The sequence below is a fragment of the Rhodanobacter sp. FW510-R10 genome, from assembly GCF_058781105.1.
The window spans coordinates 2745285-2764121 of record NZ_JBYSWL010000001.1 but is presented as its reverse complement, the minus strand read 5'-3'; the positions used below and the strand labels follow the sequence as shown (position 1 = coordinate 2764121).

Below are 18837 nucleotides of genomic sequence, written 5' to 3'. Positions count from 1 at the left end.
AACATGGCGCCCGATCGACGCCCGGGCGGACGCCGCACCGAATCCGCAGCCAGGGCCAGATCCATGCAGGACGGCATTTCATTGCATCACGCTGCCAGTGATGACAGCGATGATCGCGCACTCGCGTCGATATTCGCCGCATATACGGTCAGCGCCACCTTCTGGTTGTTGTTTGCGACCGCCATTGGCGTGTTGTTGGCGTTCAAGTTCGGCGCGCCGGATTTCGCCGACAGCGCCTGGCTAACCTTCGGTCGCCTGCGGCCCATTCACACCAACGCGACGTTTTACGGCTGGGGAAGCCTGGGCCTGGTCGGCGTGTCCTACTACGTGGTCACGCGCAGCAGCGGCACGCATCTGTACAGCAAGACCTTGGCCTGGTGGGGGCTTGCATTGTTCAATATCGCGGCCGTGGCCGGGACGATCGCCCTGGACCTGGGCTACAACGCAGGCGACCTCGAATACCGCGAATGGCCGTGGCCGATCCGCGTTATCTTCCTCGCCGCCTTGGTGATCACCGGTTGGAACCTGGTTGCCACCGTGGCCCAGCGCAGCACCGAGGAAATCTACCTCTCCAACTGGTACATCCTGGGTGGCGTGCTGTGGACCTGCATCATCGCCATCGTGGCGGTGCTGCCCTGGTACCAGTACGGGCTGGGCCAGGTCGCGGTATCCGGCTACTACATGCACAACGCGGTGGGCCTGTGGTTCACGCCGCTGGCCTTGGGCATCTTCTACTACGCCTTGCCCAAGCTGCTGAACCGGCCGATCTATTCCTATGCGCTGGGCGTGTTCGCGTTCTGGACCAACCTGGTGTTCTACCCGATCATCGGTTCGCACCACTTCCTGTTCAGTCCGCTGCCATGGTGGCTGCAGACCACGGCGATCGTGTTCAGCGTGGCGATGCTGGTGCCGGTGTGGGGTGGGAGCGCCAATTACCTGCTGACCATGCGTGGCCGTGTCCGCGACATGATCCATTCGTACGCCCTGCTCTTCATCTTCGTCGCCGTCGTCAACTATCTGCTGAGTTCCAGCCAGGGCACGCTCGAGGCTTTCCGCTCCCTGCAGGAGGTCTGGCACCTGACCAACTTCACCGTGGGCCACTCGCACTGGACCATGTACGGCTTCATTACGTTTGCCGTCTGGGGTGGGGTATACGCGATGCTGCCGCTGGCCACCGGCAAGTCGGCGGGGCGGCTGGGGTTGGCGCTGCATTTCTGGATGGCTGTGGTCGGCGGCACGATCTACGTCCTGTCATTGTCCATCGGCGGCACGGTGCAGGGGCTGGACTGGGTCCATGGCTTGCCGTTCATCCAGTCGGTGGTGGACATGCAGACCTATTGGGTGTGGCGTGGCGTCGGCGGCACGCTGATGTTCCTCAGCCACATCGTGTTCGGCTGGAACGTGTGGCGCATGACGTATGGCCGGCAGGGCAATGCGGCTTCTCCGGTGCTCGCCCCGGCGACGGAGGAACTGGCATGAACAAGCTGCTCCTTATCGTCGGCGGTTCCACCCTTGTGTATTTCTGCCTGGCCATGCTGATGGGCGTGATCCCGGGTTACGAGCTGTCCAAGACGCCGCCCGGTCCCGGTGTCGCGCCGCTGACCGCGCTTCAGGCCGAAGGGCGCGACGTGTATGTGGCCGAAGGCTGCAGCTACTGTCACACGCAGCAGGTGCGCCCACTGGAGCAGGACAAGATTTTTGGGCGGCCATCGGCGGCTGGCGACTTTGCCTACCAGACCCCGGAGTTGCTAGGTTCCGAGCGCACTGGGCCAGACCTTACCAACATCGGCGTGCGCCAGCCCAGCGACGTCTGGCAGTACATCCACCTGTACAATCCGCGTGCGGTGGTGCCGCAGTCGATCATGCCCGCCTTCTCGTGGATGTTCGAGGTGGTCGATACGCTGCCGCAGGGTGAGGTTGCCGTCCCGCTACCGCCCACGTACGCGCCACCCGCGGGCAAGGTGGTGCCTACCCAGAAGGCCAAGGCACTGGTGGCCTATCTGATGTCGCTGAAGCAGGCGCCGTTGCCGCCAGGCGAGGGTGGCGCCATGGCCACCACTGGCGCGCCGGCCGTGCCGGCCGGTACCGCCGCTGAGGTGTCGTCAGCCACGGTCGCACCGGCTGCCGCCGGGTTCGATCCGGCCAAAGGTGCGGCCCTGTATACCGCCAATTGCGCGGCCTGCCACCAGGCCAACGGCGAGGGTCTGCCGGGCGCCTTTCCGCCGCTCAAGGGCAACAAGGCAGTTAACGACGACGATGCCACACTGCACATGCATACGGTCCTCTTCGGTGCGCACGATGTGGTCATCGATGGCGTCAGCTATAGCAGTCCGATGCCGCCGTGGAGCCAGCTGAGTGACGATGACATCGCCAACATCATCGATCACGAGCGCAGCTCGTGGGGTAACCACGGCAAGCCCGTGACCGCCGCACAGGTTGCAGCCGAGCGGGCCAAGGGCAACTAGGCACAGCCCGGCGACATGGACATACCGGGAACGAGGTAAGCAGCATGCATCATCATTTGGCCGGCCCGTTGTTGGGCAACATCATCATCGTCGGCGTGGCCGGTGCAATCACCGTGGCGTGCTTCGTGGCCATGTTCTGGATGCTTATCCGGCCCGGTGAGAAGGACCACAAGCACCCCAAATACGCGGTTTTGCGCAACGATCGGTAACGGAGCCGTAACCATGGACAAACCACACGTGCGTGTCTATCTGGACGGTAATCCGCAGCCGATCATCGACCGCGAGCTGCCGACACGGATTACCCTCGATACCCGCGAGCTGGCCGACGGCCCGCATCGACTGACCATACGCGCCGAAGGCCAGAACGGCCGGGAAGGCGTGGAGGAGATTCCGTTCCAGGTGCACAACGGTCCCGGCATCCTGGTTGCTGGCCTGCGGCCGAATTCCACCCGCCGCGGCGAAGTGCACTTCAGCGTGGATGCGTTCAGTGCAGACGACCCGTTCGATCCGCGCCGCGCGGAGGCCCGTTCGTCCGTCCCGCAGTGGGTGTGGGTGATGTGCCTGTTCATTGTTGCCTGGGCGGTATGGTATGCCGCCAGCATGTGGAAGGTGCCGGCGCCCTTTGCCAATACGCCAACCTACATGCACGAAGCGGCCCAGCAGGTGCCGGTGCCCGCACCCGCGCCAAAATAGCCGCGCGCCTGGAGTGAAGCTGTCATCACCCGCAAGCTTGCGGGTGATGCGCGCGTGCGTGCATTCGCTCACCGGCGGGAGCTGGCCGGCGCTTGGCGCGCCAGAATACCGACGCCTGTGCTTATTCCGGCGTGAAAGCCGCATTTTCCGGTCCGGAACAAAGCCGTGTTCCAGCCTTATCCTCGGATTGACGTCAATTTATTGACGGAATTTACGCCGCCGCCTGATTTTATGAGTACGATGTGCGGGGGCACCACGCTCATATGCCAATACCTTCGGGTGGCAAAACGGGATTGGAGCGCGACGGAATATGCGGCTTTCAAGAGGGCGGCAAGCCAACCCGCGAACCGGTCAGCGGCTGAATACAGCCACGCCCGATCGTGGATTTCGTGTTTCCAGTCTGCGCATCAGGAGCGTAGGCGGGCGCCGCTGCGTCGTTTCGACCAGGCATTCGGCGAGCGCGTCGATGTCGCTGCTGCGTGCGTGCGGCATTGACCGCAGCACTCGGCAATCCATTCTTTTTCGGCTTCGCCTGCGACGCCGAACATGGTCGGCAGCAGGGATCCCTAGCCTCACTGCCGATTTATCGCGTCTGTAGTCCTTACAGCGTATCTGCATCTCCAAGGAGAATCACCATGAGTACAAGCTTCGAACGTACCGGCCCATTGACCGAGTTGAGCAGTTATCCGCAATGGGCGCAGGACATGGTTGCCGATTGCGAGTCCAGTAGGGAGAAGCTGGCCCATCATGAATTCCGGGAGATGATGGCTGAGGGGACGGTCTCCCAGGCCGGCACCGTGACATTCATGAAGGGCATCTGGCCGGTCATCGAGCGTTTTCCTGGCTACATGGCGCTGAGCCTGCTCAAGACGCGATATGGCCGCAGTGTCGGGGACAACATGGCCCGGCGCTGGCTGGTGCGGAATATCCGGGTCGAACAAAATCACGCCGAGTATTGGCTGGACTGGGCCGAAGGCGAGGGCGTTGCGCGTGACGAGGTGCTGTTTGGCCTGCCGATCCGTGGTACCGAGGCGCTGGCCAACTGGTGCGAGGACGTGTGCACCAATGGCTCCCTGGCGGCCGGCATTGCCGCATCGAATTATGCGGTGGAAGGCGCGACTGGCGAGATCGCGCAATATATATATGCAAGCAATAAATATACCAACAAATTTACAGCCAAGACGCGAGCCCGCACGTTGCGTTGGCTACAGTTGCACGCTGAATATGACGATATCCATCCATGGGAAGCGCTCGAGATCGTGTGCGGCCTGCTGGGCACGGCGCCAGCAAAGGACGAAGTTGAGCACATTGCCGGCTGCATCAAGCGCAGTTACACGACCATGCACTTGTTGCTTGATCGCTGCGCCCAACCCGGCAGTACCGTGGAACTTCGGCGCGAGGTGGCAGCCTGACACGCTGAGGTCCGACCGGTGCTTCCACAGGCAACGCCTTTTGATGCACCGATGTCGAGACGACCAAGATCATGCGTAAGTTACTGTCCCACATGAACCAGCCTTTGTCGCGGCGGTTGTTGCCGCTGGTATATACACTGCTGGCCATGATGGGGCTGATCTTGGCCTTGACCTGGGGGGCGCTGCAGCTGCAGGTCGCTCTCGCTGGTTTCCTCAACAGCGAGAGCGTCTGGTCCAAGGCGCAGAAGCAGGCCGTGGTTGACCTTGACGCTTATGCGTCGGACGGACAAAGCCAGGATCTCGCGCGGTTCCGACGCAATTACGCCGTGCTGAGTGCCGCCCGCTTTGCCCGCGATTCCGCATCCGTCGATAGCTTCAATTACGACGCGGCCGCCAGCGCGCTGCGGCGCACGGACACCATCCCTTCAGCGATACCCGGCGTGATATTTCTGGCTCGCCATTTCTCGGCGGCGCCATACATGCGGGATGCGCTGGCCGATTTTCGATCCGTCGATACATCCATAGCCCAGCTGGACGCGATTTCGCGTGAGCTGGAGCTGGCCTATACAGGCGGCGGCATCTCCAGCCAGGAAATCGTGCGTCAACGGCAGCGTATCCGCGCCATCAACGATTTCATCGAACCCCGGAGCAAGTCTTTCTCGCTGCAGATCGCGGCGGGCTCGGCCTGGCTCGGGCGGGTCTTGTTCATTGGCGTGTTGGGCGCGGCCTTGATTGCGGCGGCATTATGGTTGGCGATGGCACGGCGCACGCTGGCCAGCATTCGCGGCACGGAGGAGCGCTACCGGCTGCTGTTCGACAGCGCGGCGGACGCGATCGTCATGGTCGACGAGGACACGGGCCGCATCCTCGATGCCAATCGATCGGCCCAGGCCTGGACCGGCCGGGGTGTCAACGAGCTGCTGGGCGACCGCTTCCTGCACCTGTTCCAGCATCCGGTGCCGCGCAGTGCCGGCGTGGCGGCGGTCAACGCGTTGCTCGATGCGCATGGATCCACCAGGCCGGTGGAGACGCAAAGCAGCGTCGCCACGTGGGGCAACCGTCCAGTGCGTCAGGCGATCATCCGCGACATTTCCGACCGCGTGGCCAGGGAGAGCGAGCGGCGCATTGCCGCCGAGGCCTTGGCCAGCATTGCCGAAGGCGTGCTCATTGCCGATGCGGACCGGCGCGTGATTTCAGCCAATGCCGCGCAGTTCCATATCACCGGCTTTTCCACTGCGGCGCTGTTGGGCACGCGCATCGACGCCTACCGTACCTTGACGGACGGCAGTACACTGCCGCTGTCGATCTGGGACGCGATTGCCGCCGGCAACAACTGGGCCGGCGAAGTGATCAGCCAGCGCCAGGATGGCAGCCACTATCCCGAACGCCTGAGCATCAGTGCCATCCGCGACGCCGACGGCCAGGTACAGCACTTCGTGGCGGTGTTCACCAATATCTACGCCAGCAAGGCGAACGAGCAATACCTCGAGCACCTGGCCCGGCATGACCCGCTGACCGGCCTGGTCAACCGTGCCGAGTTCGAGCGGCATTGCGCGGAGGCCATTGCCGTGGCCGCCACCAAGCGTTGCGCCACGGTCGTCTTGTTCATCGACTTGGATGCGTTCAAGATCGTCAACGACAGCTATAGCCACGCCGTTGGCGACCGCTTGCTGATCAAGGTGGCCGAACGCATCGGCCGGGAGCTTTCCACCCGCGACCTGGTCGGGCGCATTGGCGGTGACGAGTTCACCGTGCTTATCCGCGAGGTGGATATCCGCGAGGACGTGCGCTCGGTGGCGAACCGGTTGCTGGCCGCCCTGTCCGAACCGCTGCAGGTGGATGAGTGCGAGGTCGCGCTCAGCGCCAGCATTGGCGTCGCCGGCTATCCGCTGGATGGCGCCGATCCGGCGACCCTGATCGCCAATGCGGACGCGGCCATGTACACGGCCAAGACCGAGGAGCGCAACGCGGTGCGCTTCTACACCCCAATGATGCACACCAGCCAGCGCAAGCGTCTGCAATTGGCGGCCGAGTTGCGCCAGGCGCTGGCCAACGACGAATTCCATCTCGTCTACCAGCCGAGCGTGGAGTTGTGCACCGGCCGCATCGTGGCCGTGGAGGCGCTGCTGCGCTGGCAGCATCCGGAACGCGGGGAGATCATGCCCTCCGAGTTCATCCCGGTGGCCGAAAGCCTGGGCCTGATCCGGCGCATTGACGAATGGGTACTGCACACCGCCTGCCGGCAGATCCAGAAATGGAATCGCGCCGGCGTGCCACCGATCCGCGTGGCGGTGAATACCTCGGCCCGCTGGTTTGGCCATCCAGCATTCCTCGAACGCGTGACCCGCTCGCTGCAAAGCACCCACGTGGAGGCGACGCGCTTGGTGCTGGAAATCACCGAAGGCGCGATGCTCAGCCTGGGCGACGATGTGACGCGCACCATGGAGGTGTTGGCGGGGCTCGGTATCGGTGTGGCGATCGACGACTTCGGGACCGGCTACAGCTCCATGTCCTATCTCAAGCTCCCGGCCGTGGCCCATTTGAAAATTGACCGCTCGTTCGTCACCGGGTTGCCGGAAAATCAGAACGACGTGGCCATTGCCATGGCCATGCTGGCCATGGCGCAAAGCCTGGGCCTCAGCACTATTGCCGAGGGCATCGAGAACGAGGCGCAACATGAGTTTCTGGCACGCGCCGGCTGCGCCGAGGGCCAGGGCTACCTCTACGCCTATCCATTGGCGCCCGGGGAGATCGAGCGTATGCTTTGCCGCAGTTACGCCCATGCGCCAGTCAAGCTCAGGCTGGTTCCACCCAAGCGCGGTTGAGTTTGGCCGGGTTTGCGGTTGTTTTACTGGTTTGCGCTGCAGGCGTGCCTACCACGTGTAGAGAGATTGCGGGCAACTGACGTTGCCGGCGACCAGGAGATCGTGCGCAGATGGCAAGTGACGGTAGCAGTGCGAATGGACGGCCAGAACGAGTCGCGGACGGGACCAAGTTTGTCAGCCCGCAGGGTACCCGGGCGATCAAGGGCGGTATCAAGACCAATGCCCTGAGCGCGGTTCCCGATGTCGGCCACAAGCCACCGTGGCTGCGGGTCAAGCTGCCCAGTGGCGCGCAATACGAAGACGTCCGCAGCATCGTGCGCAGTCATCACCTGAGCACGGTATGCGCCGAGTCGAAGTGCCCCAACATCGCCGAATGTTGGGGCCGCGGAACGGCAACGCTGATGCTGATGGGTTCGGTGTGCACCCGAGCCTGCAGGTTCTGCTCGGTCAGCACCGGCAACCCCAATGGCTGGCTGGATCCGCTTGAGCCAATGCAGGTCGCCGACGCCGTGCGCCTGATGAACCTGCAGTATGTGGTGTTGACCTCGGTTGATCGCGACGACCTGGCGGACGGCGGTGCGGCACACTATGCCGCCTGCATCACGGCTATCCACGAGATGGTGCCGAGCGCTGCGGTGGAAGCCTTGACACCGGATTTCGCCGGCAACCTGGAGGCAGTGGCCAAGGTACTGGACGCGGGCTTGGTGACTTATGCGCAGAACCTGGAGACGGTCGAGCGCCTGACCCATCCAGTGCGTGATCCACGGGCCGGCTATGCGCGGACGCTGGGTGTCCTGCGCTTCGCCAAGCGCCATGCACCGAAGACGCTGACCAAGACCAGCCTGATGCTGGGCCTGGGCGAAACCGACGCGGAGATTGAGCGCACGCTGCACGACATCCGCGATGCGGACGTGGACGTGGTGACCATGGGCCAGTACATGCGCCCCAGTCCCAACCACTTGCCGGTGCAGCGCTTCGTCACTCCGCAGCAGTTCGACGCCTATCGGCAGCTGGCTTTGGACATGGGTTTCCTGGAGGCGGTGGCCGGCCCGCTGGTGCGTTCCAGCTATCGCGCAGAACGGGTGCTCGAGCGCAACAATCTCGGATTGTAACCGTGCGTGGCGCTGCGGCGGCGCTGTCCTGCCGGGTACCCGCGGCGGCTTGCGCGCGCGGCGGCTGCAGGAAGCTTCGGCGCCGACCGCTGCTCTGGGTCAACGCCTACCCAGTTGCGAAGTGGGACACTAGACACTCAGCCGGACAGCAGCGCGCGCGGCGCCTGCGGCGATGGCTGGGCAACCAAGGAGAACGTTATGGATGCACCCATGTACCCCCAAGCCACCGTCGACATTGCGCGCAAGCGCCGTGAGCTCGCGCCGGAGCCGCTGAAGGCGTTCAAGGCGTTCAGCGCCGCCGTGTTCGCCGATGGCGCTCTGCCGAATGTCACCAAACAACTCATCGCCGTGGCCGTGGCGCACACGACCCAGTGCCCGTATTGCATCAAGGGCCATACTGCCGAGGCCTTGAAGCACGGCGCAACCGAGCAGCAGATCATGGAAGCGATCTGGGTGGCATCGGAAATGCGCGCTGGCGCCGCCTATGCGCATTCGGCGCTGGCGATCGACGTCATGCAGCATGCGCACCCCGAAGCCGGCACGATCAAGAGCACCGGCTGACCGGAAACCATCCCGGCCAGTGCTGCATCGGTCGCCCCTGGATCGTCCACAGCGTGAACAACCGGGCTGCTCCGCGTAAACTGCCGGGCACCGGCGCGCATTCGCGGCGCCATCCCGCCACCACCCATCCCCGAGGGGAGTAACAGCGCATGGCCACACGCTACACCTCAGTCTCCGCCAACATCCTCGACGCCGTGGGCGATACGCCGCTGCTGCACCTCGAGGGGGTCTACGCGAAGCTCGAATTCCTGAATCCGTCCGGCTCGATCAAGGCGCGCATCGCCAAATACATGATCGAGAAGGCCGAACAGGAAGGGCTGTTGAAGCCTGGCGACACCATCGTCGAAGCGACCAGCGGCAACACCGGCAATGCCTTGTCCATGGTGGCTGCGGTCAAGGGCTATCGCATGCTGGTGGTGATGCCCGAGGGCATGTCGAGCGAGCGTGTCGCAATTTCCCGCGCGTTTGGTGCCGAGGTGCTGTTCTGCGGCAACTTCCACGTCAACGAGGCGCTCAACCGCGCCCGTGAGCTCGGGCAGCAGCCAGGGTATTTCGCACCCAGCCAGTTCGAATCGGAATGGAACGTGGAGGAGAACCGCGAGGTCTTCGGCCCGGAAATCCTCTCCCAGCTGCCGCCCGGCCAGCTGCCCGACGCCCTGGTGCTCGGCGTGGGCACCGGCGGTACCCTGATCGGCACCGGCCAGGCGTTTCGCGCCGTGAACCCGAACGTGCGGCTGTTTGCCATGGAGCCGTCCGAGTCCTGCACCATCCTGTGCGGGGAGATTGCCACCCACAACATCGAAGGTATTTCCGACGGCTTCGTGCCAGGCATCTTCCAGCGTCACGCTTCGCTCATCAACGAGATCCTGAGCGTGTCCAGCACCGACGCGGTCACCGAGATGAAGCGCCTGGCCCGCACCTACGGCCTGTTCTGCGGTCCGAGTTCGGGCGCTCACCTGATTGCGGCCAAGCGCATCCGGGAAAATTTCCCCGAGCTCAAGACCGTGGTCACCGCGTTTTGCGACGAGGGCGAGAAATACCTGCACGAGTATTTCATGCACCCCGAAACTGTCGAGGTGGGTGCCAAGCACTTCCGCTGAAGCCGGACGGGCAACCGCCTGGCGGCTGGTTGCCCGCTGCGGACAAGCGACGATGCAGCGTGTGGCCGGTCGCCTAGAGCGGTGCGCAATGCGCTTCCAGCCAGGCCAGCGGCTCGCCATCCAGCAGCGGTGCGAGGGCGGCGCGCACGCGCATGTGATAGTCGTTCAGCCAGGCGCGTTCCTCCACCCCAAGCAGGGCGGGCTCCAGCGCGCGGCGGTCGAAGGGACACAAGGTCAGGGTCTCAAACGCCAGGAAGACGCCGAACTCGGTGCGCTGGACAGGAACCACGACGGTCAGGTTTTCGTGCCGGATGCCGTGTCGCCCCGGCTTGTACACGCCGGGTTCGATGGACGTGAGCATGCCTGCCTGCAGCGGCACCAGGGCGACGCCAGGACGCGGTGGCCGGATGCCATGCGGGCCTTCGTGCACATTGAGAAAGTAGCCGACGCCGTGACCGGTGCCGTGGCCGTAGTCCAGGCCCCACTCCCATAGCGGGATGCGCGCCAGCGCATCCAGCTGCGGGCCGCTGGCGCCTTCCGGGAATTGCGTGCGCGAGAGCGCGATCATGCCCTTGAGCACCAAGGTGGCGTCGCGCCGCTGCTCCGGGGTGGTTTCGCCGAGGGCGAGGACGCGGGTGATGTCGGTGGTGCCGCCGAGATACTGGCCACCAGAATCGACGAGCAGCAGACCGCGGCACTCCAGCTGGCGATGCTTTTCGGGCGTCGCGCGGTAATGCGGCAAGGCGGCGTTCGCCTGGTAGGCGGCAATGGTGGGGAAACTCTCGCCGACCCAGGCGGGCTGCCGGGCGCGCTCCTCGTGCAACAGGCTGTCCACGTCCAGCTCGCTGGTCGCCGTGCCGGTGGCCAGGCGTTGCTCCAGGCGGCAGAACGCGCGCACCAGGGCGGCGCCGTCGCGGCGCATGACGTGGCGGATGTGGTCGATTTCCGCCGGGCTCTTGATGGCCTTGCGTGCAGTGCTGGGATTGGCCGCCTCGATGCATCGCATTTGTGGCGGAATGCACGCCGCCACCGCGCTGCAGACCCTCGCGGGGTCGAACAGGATGCTGGCGGGCGTGTCAAGTGCCCGCAGCGTCGGGCCGACCGCCGCGTAGTCGGCCAGCGCCACACCGTCGGCCGCCAAGGCCGCCTGCAGGTCGGCTTTGATCTTGCCCGCACCCACGAACAAGGTCGCCTGCGCAGCGTCGTCCACCAACAAGTGGGCGAGGAAGACTGGATTGCATTCCACGTCGCTGCCGCGCAGGTTGAGCAGCCAGGCAATGTCGTCCAGGCTGGACACGAGATGCCAGCGCACGCCTTGCTCGCGCAGCGCCTCGCGTAGTTGGTCCAGCTTGTCGGCGCGCGACTGGTCAACATACTTCGGGTCATGCGCCACGACAGGCGACGTGGGCAGGGGCGGGCGCCCGCTCCAGGCCTCGCCGGCGAGGTCGAGATCACTGCGCAGCGCCAGTCCATGTGTGCACAGGGCGTCCTGCAGGTCGTGCCGCGCGGAAAGCGCGATGCTGTCGCCGGCGACGGCGAGGACTTGCGCGGCGCGAAGCCGCGCCTGCAGCCACGCCACCTGCTCGATGCTGTCGGGTAGACCCTGCTTCACCAGGGCGATACCGCTGCCCGCCAGCTGCTGCTCGGCCTGCGCGAAGTAGCGCGAATCGGTCCAGAGCGCCGCCTCGCCAGCCGTCACCACGAGGCTGCCGGCGGAACCGTCGAAGCCCGAATACCACTGTCGTGCCTGCCAGTGCGCCGGCAGGTATTCGGAGAGGTGCGGATCGGCGGCGGGAATGAGCAGCGCATCGACGCCATGTTGTCGCATGGTGGCGCGCAAGGTGGCAAGCCGCTCGGGAACAGAAGTCTCCATGGAAAAAATGCTAGCAGAGCCGGCGTTTGTCACGCGTTCCGCGCAGGGAAAGGAAACTGCCGCTAAAATGCCAGTTTCGCGCATGGCAGATGTTCATGACTCCCCTGATCTTCGTCACTGGTGGCGTGGTTTCCTCGCTCGGCAAGGGCATTGCTTCGGCTTCACTGGCGGCCATCCTCGAGGCCCGCGGCCTCGCCGTCACCATGATGAAGCTCGACCCGTACATCAACGTTGATCCGGGCACCATGAGCCCGTTCCAGCACGGCGAGGTGTATGTCACCGACGATGGCGCCGAGACCGATCTCGACCTCGGCCACTACGAGCGTTTCGTGCGCACGCGGCTGAGCGGCAAGAACTCGATCACCACCGGCAAGATCTACGAGAACGTCATCCGCAAGGAGCGGCGCGGCGATTACCTGGGCGCCACCGTGCAGGTGATCCCGCACATCACCGACGAGATCAAGCGTTGCATCCATGAGGCCACGCGCGGTTTCGACGTGGCCCTGGTGGAGATTGGCGGCACGGTGGGCGACATTGAATCGCAGCCGTTCCTGGAGGCGATCCGCCAGTTGCGCATCGAGCATGGCGCGCAAAAGGTCCTGTTCATGCATCTGACCCTGGTGCCGTACATCAAGGCGGCGGGAGAGATCAAGACCAAGCCGACCCAGCACTCGGTGAAGGAGCTGCGTTCTATCGGTATCCAGCCCGACATCCTGCTGTGCCGCTGCGAAGAGCCGTTGCCCGAGGGCGAGCGGCGCAAGATCGCGTTGTTCACCAACGTGCCGGAAGAGGCGGTGATCAGCGCTGCCGATGTCGACATCATCTACAAGCAGCCATTGTGGCTGCACCAGCAGGGCCTGGATGACATCGTGGTGAGGCAGCTCGGCCTGGCCGCGCGCCCGGCGGATCTCTCCAGCTGGCAGCGTGCCGTCGACGCCATGGAACACCCGAAGGCCGCGGTCAGCGTCGCCATTGTCGGCAAGTACGTCGAACACAAGGATGCCTACAAGTCGCTGGGCGAGGCCTTGCGCCACGGTGGCATCGCGCGCTCGACCCGGGTCGACGTGCACTGGATCGACGCCGAGCAGATCGAGTCCGAAGGCGCAGCCAAGGTGCTGGCGGGCATCGACGCGATCCTGGTTCCCGGCGGCTTCGGCAAGCGTGGCTTCGAGGGCAAGGTGGCGGCAGCCGGCTACGCGCGCGAGCACGGCGTGCCGTATTTCGGCATCTGCTACGGCATGCATGCCGCGGTGGTGGAGTTCGCGCGCAATGTCGTCGGGCTGCGCGATGCCAATTCCACCGAGAACGACCGCAACGCCAAGGACCCGGTCATTGCCTTGATCACCGAATGGACCACGAGTGACGGGGCGGTCGAGCAGCGCCATGACGGCTCCGACCTGGGCGGAACCATGCGCCTCGGTTCACAGGAGTGCCGCTTGGCGCCAGGAACGCTGGCGCGCGAGCTTTACGGCCAGGATGTGATCCGCGAGCGCCACCGCCACCGCTATGAGTTCAACAACCGCTATCGGCAGCAATTCGAGGACCTGGGACTGGTGATTTCCGGGGTTTCCATGGATGGCTTGCTGGTGGAGATGATCGAGTTGCCACGCGCCAAGCACCCGTGGTTCCTGGCCTGCCAGGCGCATCCGGAATTCACCTCCACGCCGCGCGACGGCCATCCGCTGTTCAGCGGCTTCGTGCAGGCCGCGCGTGAGTACCAGGCGGTGCGCGAGGCGCCGGCGTTGGCAGCCGTCAGGGTGGTTTCGTGATGTCTTCCTGGCGGATGTCCGCAGTCCGCGAGCAGGAGCCGCGGTGCGGATTCCGTCTTGCGGTGCATCCATGAAGCTGTGCGGCTTTGAGGTCGGCCTTGAGCATCCGCTGTTCCTGATTGCTGGCCCGTGCGTGGTCGAGTCCGAGCAGTTGCAGCTCGACGTCGCCGGCCAGCTCAAGGAAATCACCAGCCGGCTCGGCATGCATTTCATCTTCAAGTCCAGCTTCGACAAGGCCAATCGCTCCTCGGGCGAAAGCTTTCGCGGCCTCGGGGTGGAGCAGGGCCTGCGCATCCTGGGCGAAGTGCGCCGGCAGATCGACGTGCCCGTGCTCACCGACGTGCACGAATACACGCCGATGGACGAGGTCGCCGCGGTGGTCGACGTGCTGCAGACACCGGCGTTCCTGTGCCGCCAGACCGACTTCATCCACAAGGTCGCGCGCGCCGGCCGACCGGTGAACATCAAGAAGGGGCAGTTCCTGGCGCCCTGGGACATGCAGCACGTGGTGGCCAAGGCCAAGGCGGTCGGCAACGACGCCATCATGGTGTGCGAGCGCGGCGCGAGCTTCGGCTACAACAACCTGGTCTCGGACATGCGCTCGCTGAGCGTCATGCGCCAGACCGGTTGCCCGGTGGTGTTCGACGCCACCCATTCCGTGCAATTGCCGGGCGGCCAGGGCGCGCGCTCCGGCGGCCAGCGCGAGTTCGTGCCGGTACTGGCGCGGGCGGCGGTGGCGGCCGGTGTGTCCGGCCTGTTTGCCGAGACGCACCCGGACCCCGAACATGCGCTGAGTGACGGACCGAACTCCTGGCCCCTGGGAAGGATGGAGGGCTTGCTGGAAACCTTGCTGGAGCTCGATGCGGTAACCAAGCGCCGCGGCTTCCTCGAGAATAGCCTGTCGACGTGAGGCGTGGGCTCCCACGTGCTCCACGTGCGCACAGACACCACTGAACTGACGGAAGGCCATGACCACCACAATCACCCGCATCCACGCCCGCGAGATCCTTGATTCACGCGGCAATCCCACCCTGGAAGCCGAGGTCGCGCTGGATGGCGGCGGCTTTGGCCGGGCCGCGGTGCCGAGCGGCGCTTCCACCGGTTCGCGCGAGGCCGTGGAACTGCGCGACGGCGATGCCGCGCGTTACGGTGGCAAGGGCGTGCGCAAGGCGGTGGCGAATGTCAACATCACCATTGCCGATGCGTTGCGTGGTTTCGACGCCGCCGACCAGCGGGGGCTCGACGCCAAGCTGATCGCACTGGACGGAACGCCGAACAAGGGCCGGCTGGGCGCCAATGCCTTGCTCGCGGTGTCGCTGGCCGCAGCCCACGCCGTGGCGGCCGCCCGCGACGAACCGTTGTGGTCGTACCTCTCTACCTTGGACGCGGTTGCCATCCCTGGCGCAACCGCGTCGGCTGGGGAAAGCCCTGCCCAGCCTTCCTTGGCTGGGCGCTCGCCGGCACAGCCGTCACCGATCGGGCGACGTCCAAGCGCGCCAACTCTCCCCCTGCCGATGATGAACATCATCAACGGCGGCGTACATGCCGACAACAACATCGACGTGCAGGAATTTCTCATCCTGCCCGTGGGCCTGCCCACCTTTTCCGAGGCATTGCGCGTCGGCGTGGAAGTATTTCATGCCTTGAAGGGCGTACTGCACGGGCGTGGTCTGGGCACTGCGGTCGGTGACGAGGGTGGCTTTGCACCGCACCTGCGCTCGAACGTCGAGGCCATCGACACCATCCTCGAGGCGGTGCATCAGGCCGGCTACAAGGCGGGGAGCGACGTGCTGATCGGTTTGGACGCGGCCAGCTCGGAGTTTCATGTCGACGGCAAGTACTCGCTGGCCGGCGAAGGGCGCAAATACAGCTCGGCCCAGTTTGCCGACCTGCTCGTCGGCTGGACCCAGCAGTATCCGATCGTGAGCATCGAGGATGGCATGGCCGAAGGCGACTGGGAGGGCTGGAAACTGCTCACCGACGCGCTGGGTGAGCGGGTGCAAATCGTCGGTGATGACTTGTTCGTCACGAACCCGGCGATTTTCCGCGAAGGCATCAGCAAGCACATCGCGAACGCCATCCTGGTCAAGCTGAACCAGATCGGCACGCTCTCGGAGACACTTGAGACCATCAGCATGGCCGATGCCGCGAGTTATGCGGCGGTCATCTCGCATCGTTCCGGCGAAACCGGTGACACCACCATCGCCGACCTGGCGGTAGCCACCACGGCCACCCAGATCAAGACCGGGTCGCTGTGCCGCACGGACCGGGTGGCGAAGTACAACCAGTTGTTGCGTATCGAGGAGCAGCTTGGCAGCAAGGCCAGCTTCGCTGGTCGCCAGGCGTTTCCAAACCTGCGGCGCCTGCCCGGTTGAGTGTGGAGAGCACCACGCGATGCTGCGCTGGATTGCCCTCATCTTGCTGGTCATGCTGGTGGCGTTGCAGGTCAAGATCTGGACCGGCAACGGCAGCATGCAGGTGGTCGACGGCCTGCGCGCCAGCGTGAACAAGCAGGCGCTGGAAAACCAGAGGCTGCAACAGCGCAATCAAGCCATGGCCGCCGACGTGTTCGACCTGAAGCATGGTGACCAGGCCATCGAAGCCCGCGCACGCACCGAGCTGGGGCTGATCAAGCCCGGAGAGTTGTTCTACCAGGTAGTCGAACGCCCAGCCGGCGCCGCCAGCGTGTTGCCGCCACCACCGCCCGCCACGCCTTCCAGCCGGCCGTGAACGTGCGGCCTCTTTGGTGCGTGGTACCAGCGGCGGGTCGCGGCAGCCGAGTGGGGAATGCGCGTCCCAAGCAGTATCTGCCGCTGGCCGGCCAGCCCCTGATCTGGCACACCTTGCGACGCCTGGCCAATCATCCCGGGATTACCGGCTTGCTGGTGGTGTTGGGCGAGGGCGACCGGCGCTGGCCCGGCTGGCACGAACTCTCGGGCAAGCCGATATTGACAGCGACCGGCGGCGCCACCCGCGCCGCTTCGGTACGGTCCGGACTGGCCGCCTTGCCGCCCGAGGTGGCCGGGAATGATTTTGTCCTCGTGCATGATGCGGCCCGGCCCTGTGTGCGTGCAGCGGACGTGACGCGCCTGCTGGAGCAGGCCAGCCGCGCCGACGGTGGCCTGCTGGCCACGCCCGTACGCGATACCCTCAAGGTAGCCGATTCGCGGCAGCGCAGCGCTCGCACCGAGCCGCGCGAGCATTACTGGCGGGCATTGACCCCGCAACTGTTCCGGCGCGCCGCGCTGGCCGCCGCGCTGGCTGCGGCAGCCGAAGCCGGAGTCGCGGTCAGTGACGAAGCCATGGCCATGGAACTGGCCGGTTATGCGCCCATGCTGGTCGAAGGTGCGCCGGACAATCTCAAGGTCACCACCCGCGAGGACTTTGCGCTGGCGGAGTTCCTGCTGACGAGGACGGCAGGATGCGCATAGGAACGGGTTTCGACGTCCACCGCTGCGGACCGGGCACGTTTGTGATGCTGGGTGGTGTGCGCATTGCGCATGGCTACGGGCTGGTCGCGCACTCGGATGGCGACGTGGTCATCCACGCCTTGTGTGATGCCATTTTCGGCGCCCTGGCGCTCGGTGACCTGGGCACGCATTTTCCGCCGGATGAGGAGCGCTGGCGACAGGCCGACAGCCGCATCTTCCTGCGCCAGGCTCGGGCCTTGATGCGCGAGCACGGCCACGTCCTTGGCAACGCCGATGTCACGGTCATGGCCCAGGCGCCGCGCATCGCCCCGCATGTGCTGCGCATGCGCGAAGGACTGGCACGCGATCTCGAGGTGACCATCGAGCGCATCAGCGTCAAGGCCACCACCACCGAGGGTCTCGGCTTCCTCGGTCGCGGCGAGGGCATTGCCGCCCAGGCGAGCGTGCTGCTGGAGGTGGCGTGAGCGAGCTGGCCGACGGCGAGTCCGTGAGCGGCGCCGAGGCGCCGTCCGAGTTGCCGCGTGCCTATGGCCCGCCGCCGCTGCAGGCCATCTTGCGCGCCCAGCCCGAGGATTTCATGGTCGAGGAGCTGCCGGGCGCCGTTGCGGACGGTAGCGGCGAGCACGCTTGGCTGTGGGTGGAGAAACGCGATGCCAATACCGAATGGGTCGCCCGGCAATTGGCCGCGTTTTGTGGCATCCCGGTGGCGGACGTTGGTTATGCTGGCTTGAAGGATCGCCACGCGATCACCCGTCAAGCCTTTTCGCTGCACCTGCCGGGCAAGGCCGATCCAGACTGGTCGCACTTTGTCGCCGAGGGCGTGAGCCTGCTTGAGGTCAGGCGGCATGGGCGCAAGCTCAAGCGCGGTGCCCTGCGCGGCAACCGCTTCGCGCTGCGGCTGCGCGAGGTGCAGGGCGACCGCCAGCGCGCGGACGAGGTCCTGGCGCGGATTGGCAGTGGCGGCGTGCCGAACTACTTCGGCGAGCAGCGCTTTGGCCTCACTGGCAGGAACCTCGAGCAGGCCAGGGCGATGTTTGCCGGCCGCCGCGTGAGGCGCGGGATGCGCTCCTTGCTGCTGTCGGCGGCGCGTTCGCAGATCTTCAACGAGGTGCTGGCTGCGCGGGTCGGATTGGGCAACTGGAACCAGGCCATGGACGGGGAGATCTGGGCCCTGGCGGGTTCGCATTCGTGGTTTGGGCCCGAAGCGTTCACCCCGGCCCTGGCGGCGCGCCTGGCCAGCACCGACATCGCACCCTCCGGGCCGCTGTGGGGCGAGGGCGAGCCACCCAGCGCGGATGCGGTTGGTGCGTTGGAGCGCGGCATCGCCGCGACGCATGCGGACCTGGTCGCTGGTCTGGCAGCCGCACGCATGCGTCACGATCGCCGCCCGCTGCGTCTGCTGCCGCGCGACTTGCACTGGCGCTGGCCGGATCCTGGTACGTTGGAGCTGGCCTTCGAACTGCCCGCTGGCAGTTACGCCACGGTGGTGGTGCGCGAGCTGCTGAAATGAAGGGAGTGGCCGGCTAAGGTGGGCTCTGCCGGCGGGTAATTGGGGTGGCCTGCTGGCCGTCTGCCCAGCCGCGGAGTGCTTCTGCG

General features: G+C 65.4%; 17 protein-coding genes. 16 read left to right on the top strand and 1 reads right to left on the bottom strand.

Going from position 1 to position 18837, the window contains the following annotated elements:
- The first annotated feature begins 63 nt into the window (after positions 1-63).
- From AC3WJB_RS12120 to AC3WJB_RS12080, 9 genes are all read left to right on the top strand, one after another.
- A complete protein-coding gene (locus AC3WJB_RS12120; RefSeq protein ID WP_492681853.1) occupies positions 64-1479 on the top strand; it encodes a cbb3-type cytochrome c oxidase subunit I in 1416 nt (471 codons plus the stop codon).
- Positions 1476-2465 (top strand): cbb3-type cytochrome c oxidase subunit II, encoded by a 990-nt coding sequence (locus tag AC3WJB_RS12115; protein ID WP_492681851.1) that lies wholly within the window; start codon positions 1476-1478, stop codon positions 2463-2465. The genes AC3WJB_RS12120 and AC3WJB_RS12115 overlap by 4 nt, the downstream gene beginning before the upstream one ends.
- A gap of 44 nt (positions 2466-2509) precedes the next feature.
- Entirely contained in the window at positions 2510-2674 is a 165-nt protein-coding gene (locus AC3WJB_RS12110; RefSeq protein ID WP_492681849.1) for a hypothetical protein, read from the top strand.
- A gap of 13 nt (positions 2675-2687) precedes the next feature.
- Entirely contained in the window at positions 2688-3158 is a 471-nt protein-coding gene (locus AC3WJB_RS12105) for a cytochrome C (protein ID WP_492681847.1), read from the top strand.
- 479 nt (positions 3159-3637) lie between these two features.
- On the top strand, positions 3638-4570 hold the full coding sequence (locus tag AC3WJB_RS12100) for an iron-containing redox enzyme family protein (RefSeq protein ID WP_492681845.1): 933 nt from the start codon (positions 3638-3640) through the stop codon (positions 4568-4570).
- Positions 4571-4662: 92 nt separating this feature from the next.
- Positions 4663-7395: a putative bifunctional diguanylate cyclase/phosphodiesterase gene (locus tag AC3WJB_RS12095; protein WP_492681843.1), complete on the top strand. Its 2733-nt coding sequence runs from the start codon at positions 4663-4665 to the stop codon at positions 7393-7395.
- Between the two features lie 110 nt (positions 7396-7505).
- Positions 7506-8507: a lipoyl synthase gene (gene lipA, locus AC3WJB_RS12090; RefSeq protein WP_492681841.1), complete on the top strand. Its 1002-nt coding sequence runs from the start codon at positions 7506-7508 to the stop codon at positions 8505-8507.
- Positions 8508-8717: 210 nt separating this feature from the next.
- Entirely contained in the window at positions 8718-9068 is a 351-nt protein-coding gene (locus tag AC3WJB_RS12085) for a carboxymuconolactone decarboxylase family protein (protein WP_492681839.1), read from the top strand.
- A 149-nt stretch (positions 9069-9217) separates the two neighbouring features.
- Positions 9218-10168, top strand: coding sequence for a PLP-dependent cysteine synthase family protein (locus AC3WJB_RS12080; protein WP_492681837.1), 951 nt, complete (start codon positions 9218-9220; stop codon positions 10166-10168).
- Between the two features lie 73 nt (positions 10169-10241).
- On the opposite strand, the gene AC3WJB_RS12075 is transcribed toward AC3WJB_RS12080, so the two are convergent.
- On the bottom strand, positions 10242-12041 hold the full coding sequence (locus tag AC3WJB_RS12075; RefSeq protein ID WP_492681835.1) for an aminopeptidase P family N-terminal domain-containing protein: 1800 nt from the start codon (positions 12039-12041) through the stop codon (positions 10242-10244).
- 95 nt (positions 12042-12136) lie between these two features.
- Here AC3WJB_RS12075 and pyrG point away from each other — a divergent pair, with 95 nt between their 5' ends.
- The 7 genes from pyrG to truD all read left to right on the top strand — a co-directional run bounded on the left by pyrG (position 12137) and on the right by truD (position 18751).
- A complete protein-coding gene (gene pyrG / locus AC3WJB_RS12070) occupies positions 12137-13810 on the top strand; it encodes a CTP synthase (RefSeq protein ID WP_492681833.1) in 1674 nt (557 codons plus the stop codon).
- A gap of 70 nt (positions 13811-13880) precedes the next feature.
- Entirely contained in the window at positions 13881-14720 is an 840-nt protein-coding gene (gene kdsA, locus AC3WJB_RS12065) for a 3-deoxy-8-phosphooctulonate synthase (protein ID WP_492681831.1), read from the top strand.
- 58 nt (positions 14721-14778) lie between these two features.
- The gene (gene eno / locus AC3WJB_RS12060; protein WP_492681829.1) at positions 14779-16185 is read left to right on the top strand and encodes a phosphopyruvate hydratase; all 1407 of its coding nucleotides are present in this window, start codon (positions 14779-14781) and stop codon (positions 16183-16185) included.
- Positions 16186-16204: 19 nt separating this feature from the next.
- Entirely contained in the window at positions 16205-16540 is a 336-nt protein-coding gene (gene ftsB, locus AC3WJB_RS12055) for a cell division protein FtsB (RefSeq protein ID WP_492681827.1), read from the top strand.
- The gene (gene ispD / locus AC3WJB_RS12050; RefSeq protein ID WP_492681825.1) at positions 16537-17241 is read left to right on the top strand and encodes a 2-C-methyl-D-erythritol 4-phosphate cytidylyltransferase; all 705 of its coding nucleotides are present in this window, start codon (positions 16537-16539) and stop codon (positions 17239-17241) included. Before ftsB ends, ispD begins: the two co-directional genes overlap by 4 nt.
- The gene (gene ispF / locus AC3WJB_RS12045) at positions 17232-17705 is read left to right on the top strand and encodes a 2-C-methyl-D-erythritol 2,4-cyclodiphosphate synthase (protein ID WP_492681823.1); all 474 of its coding nucleotides are present in this window, start codon (positions 17232-17234) and stop codon (positions 17703-17705) included. The genes ispD and ispF overlap by 10 nt, the downstream gene beginning before the upstream one ends.
- A complete protein-coding gene (truD, locus tag AC3WJB_RS12040) occupies positions 17702-18751 on the top strand; it encodes a tRNA pseudouridine(13) synthase TruD (protein ID WP_492681821.1) in 1050 nt (349 codons plus the stop codon). The genes ispF and truD overlap by 4 nt, the downstream gene beginning before the upstream one ends.
- Positions 18752-18837 lie beyond the last annotated feature (86 nt).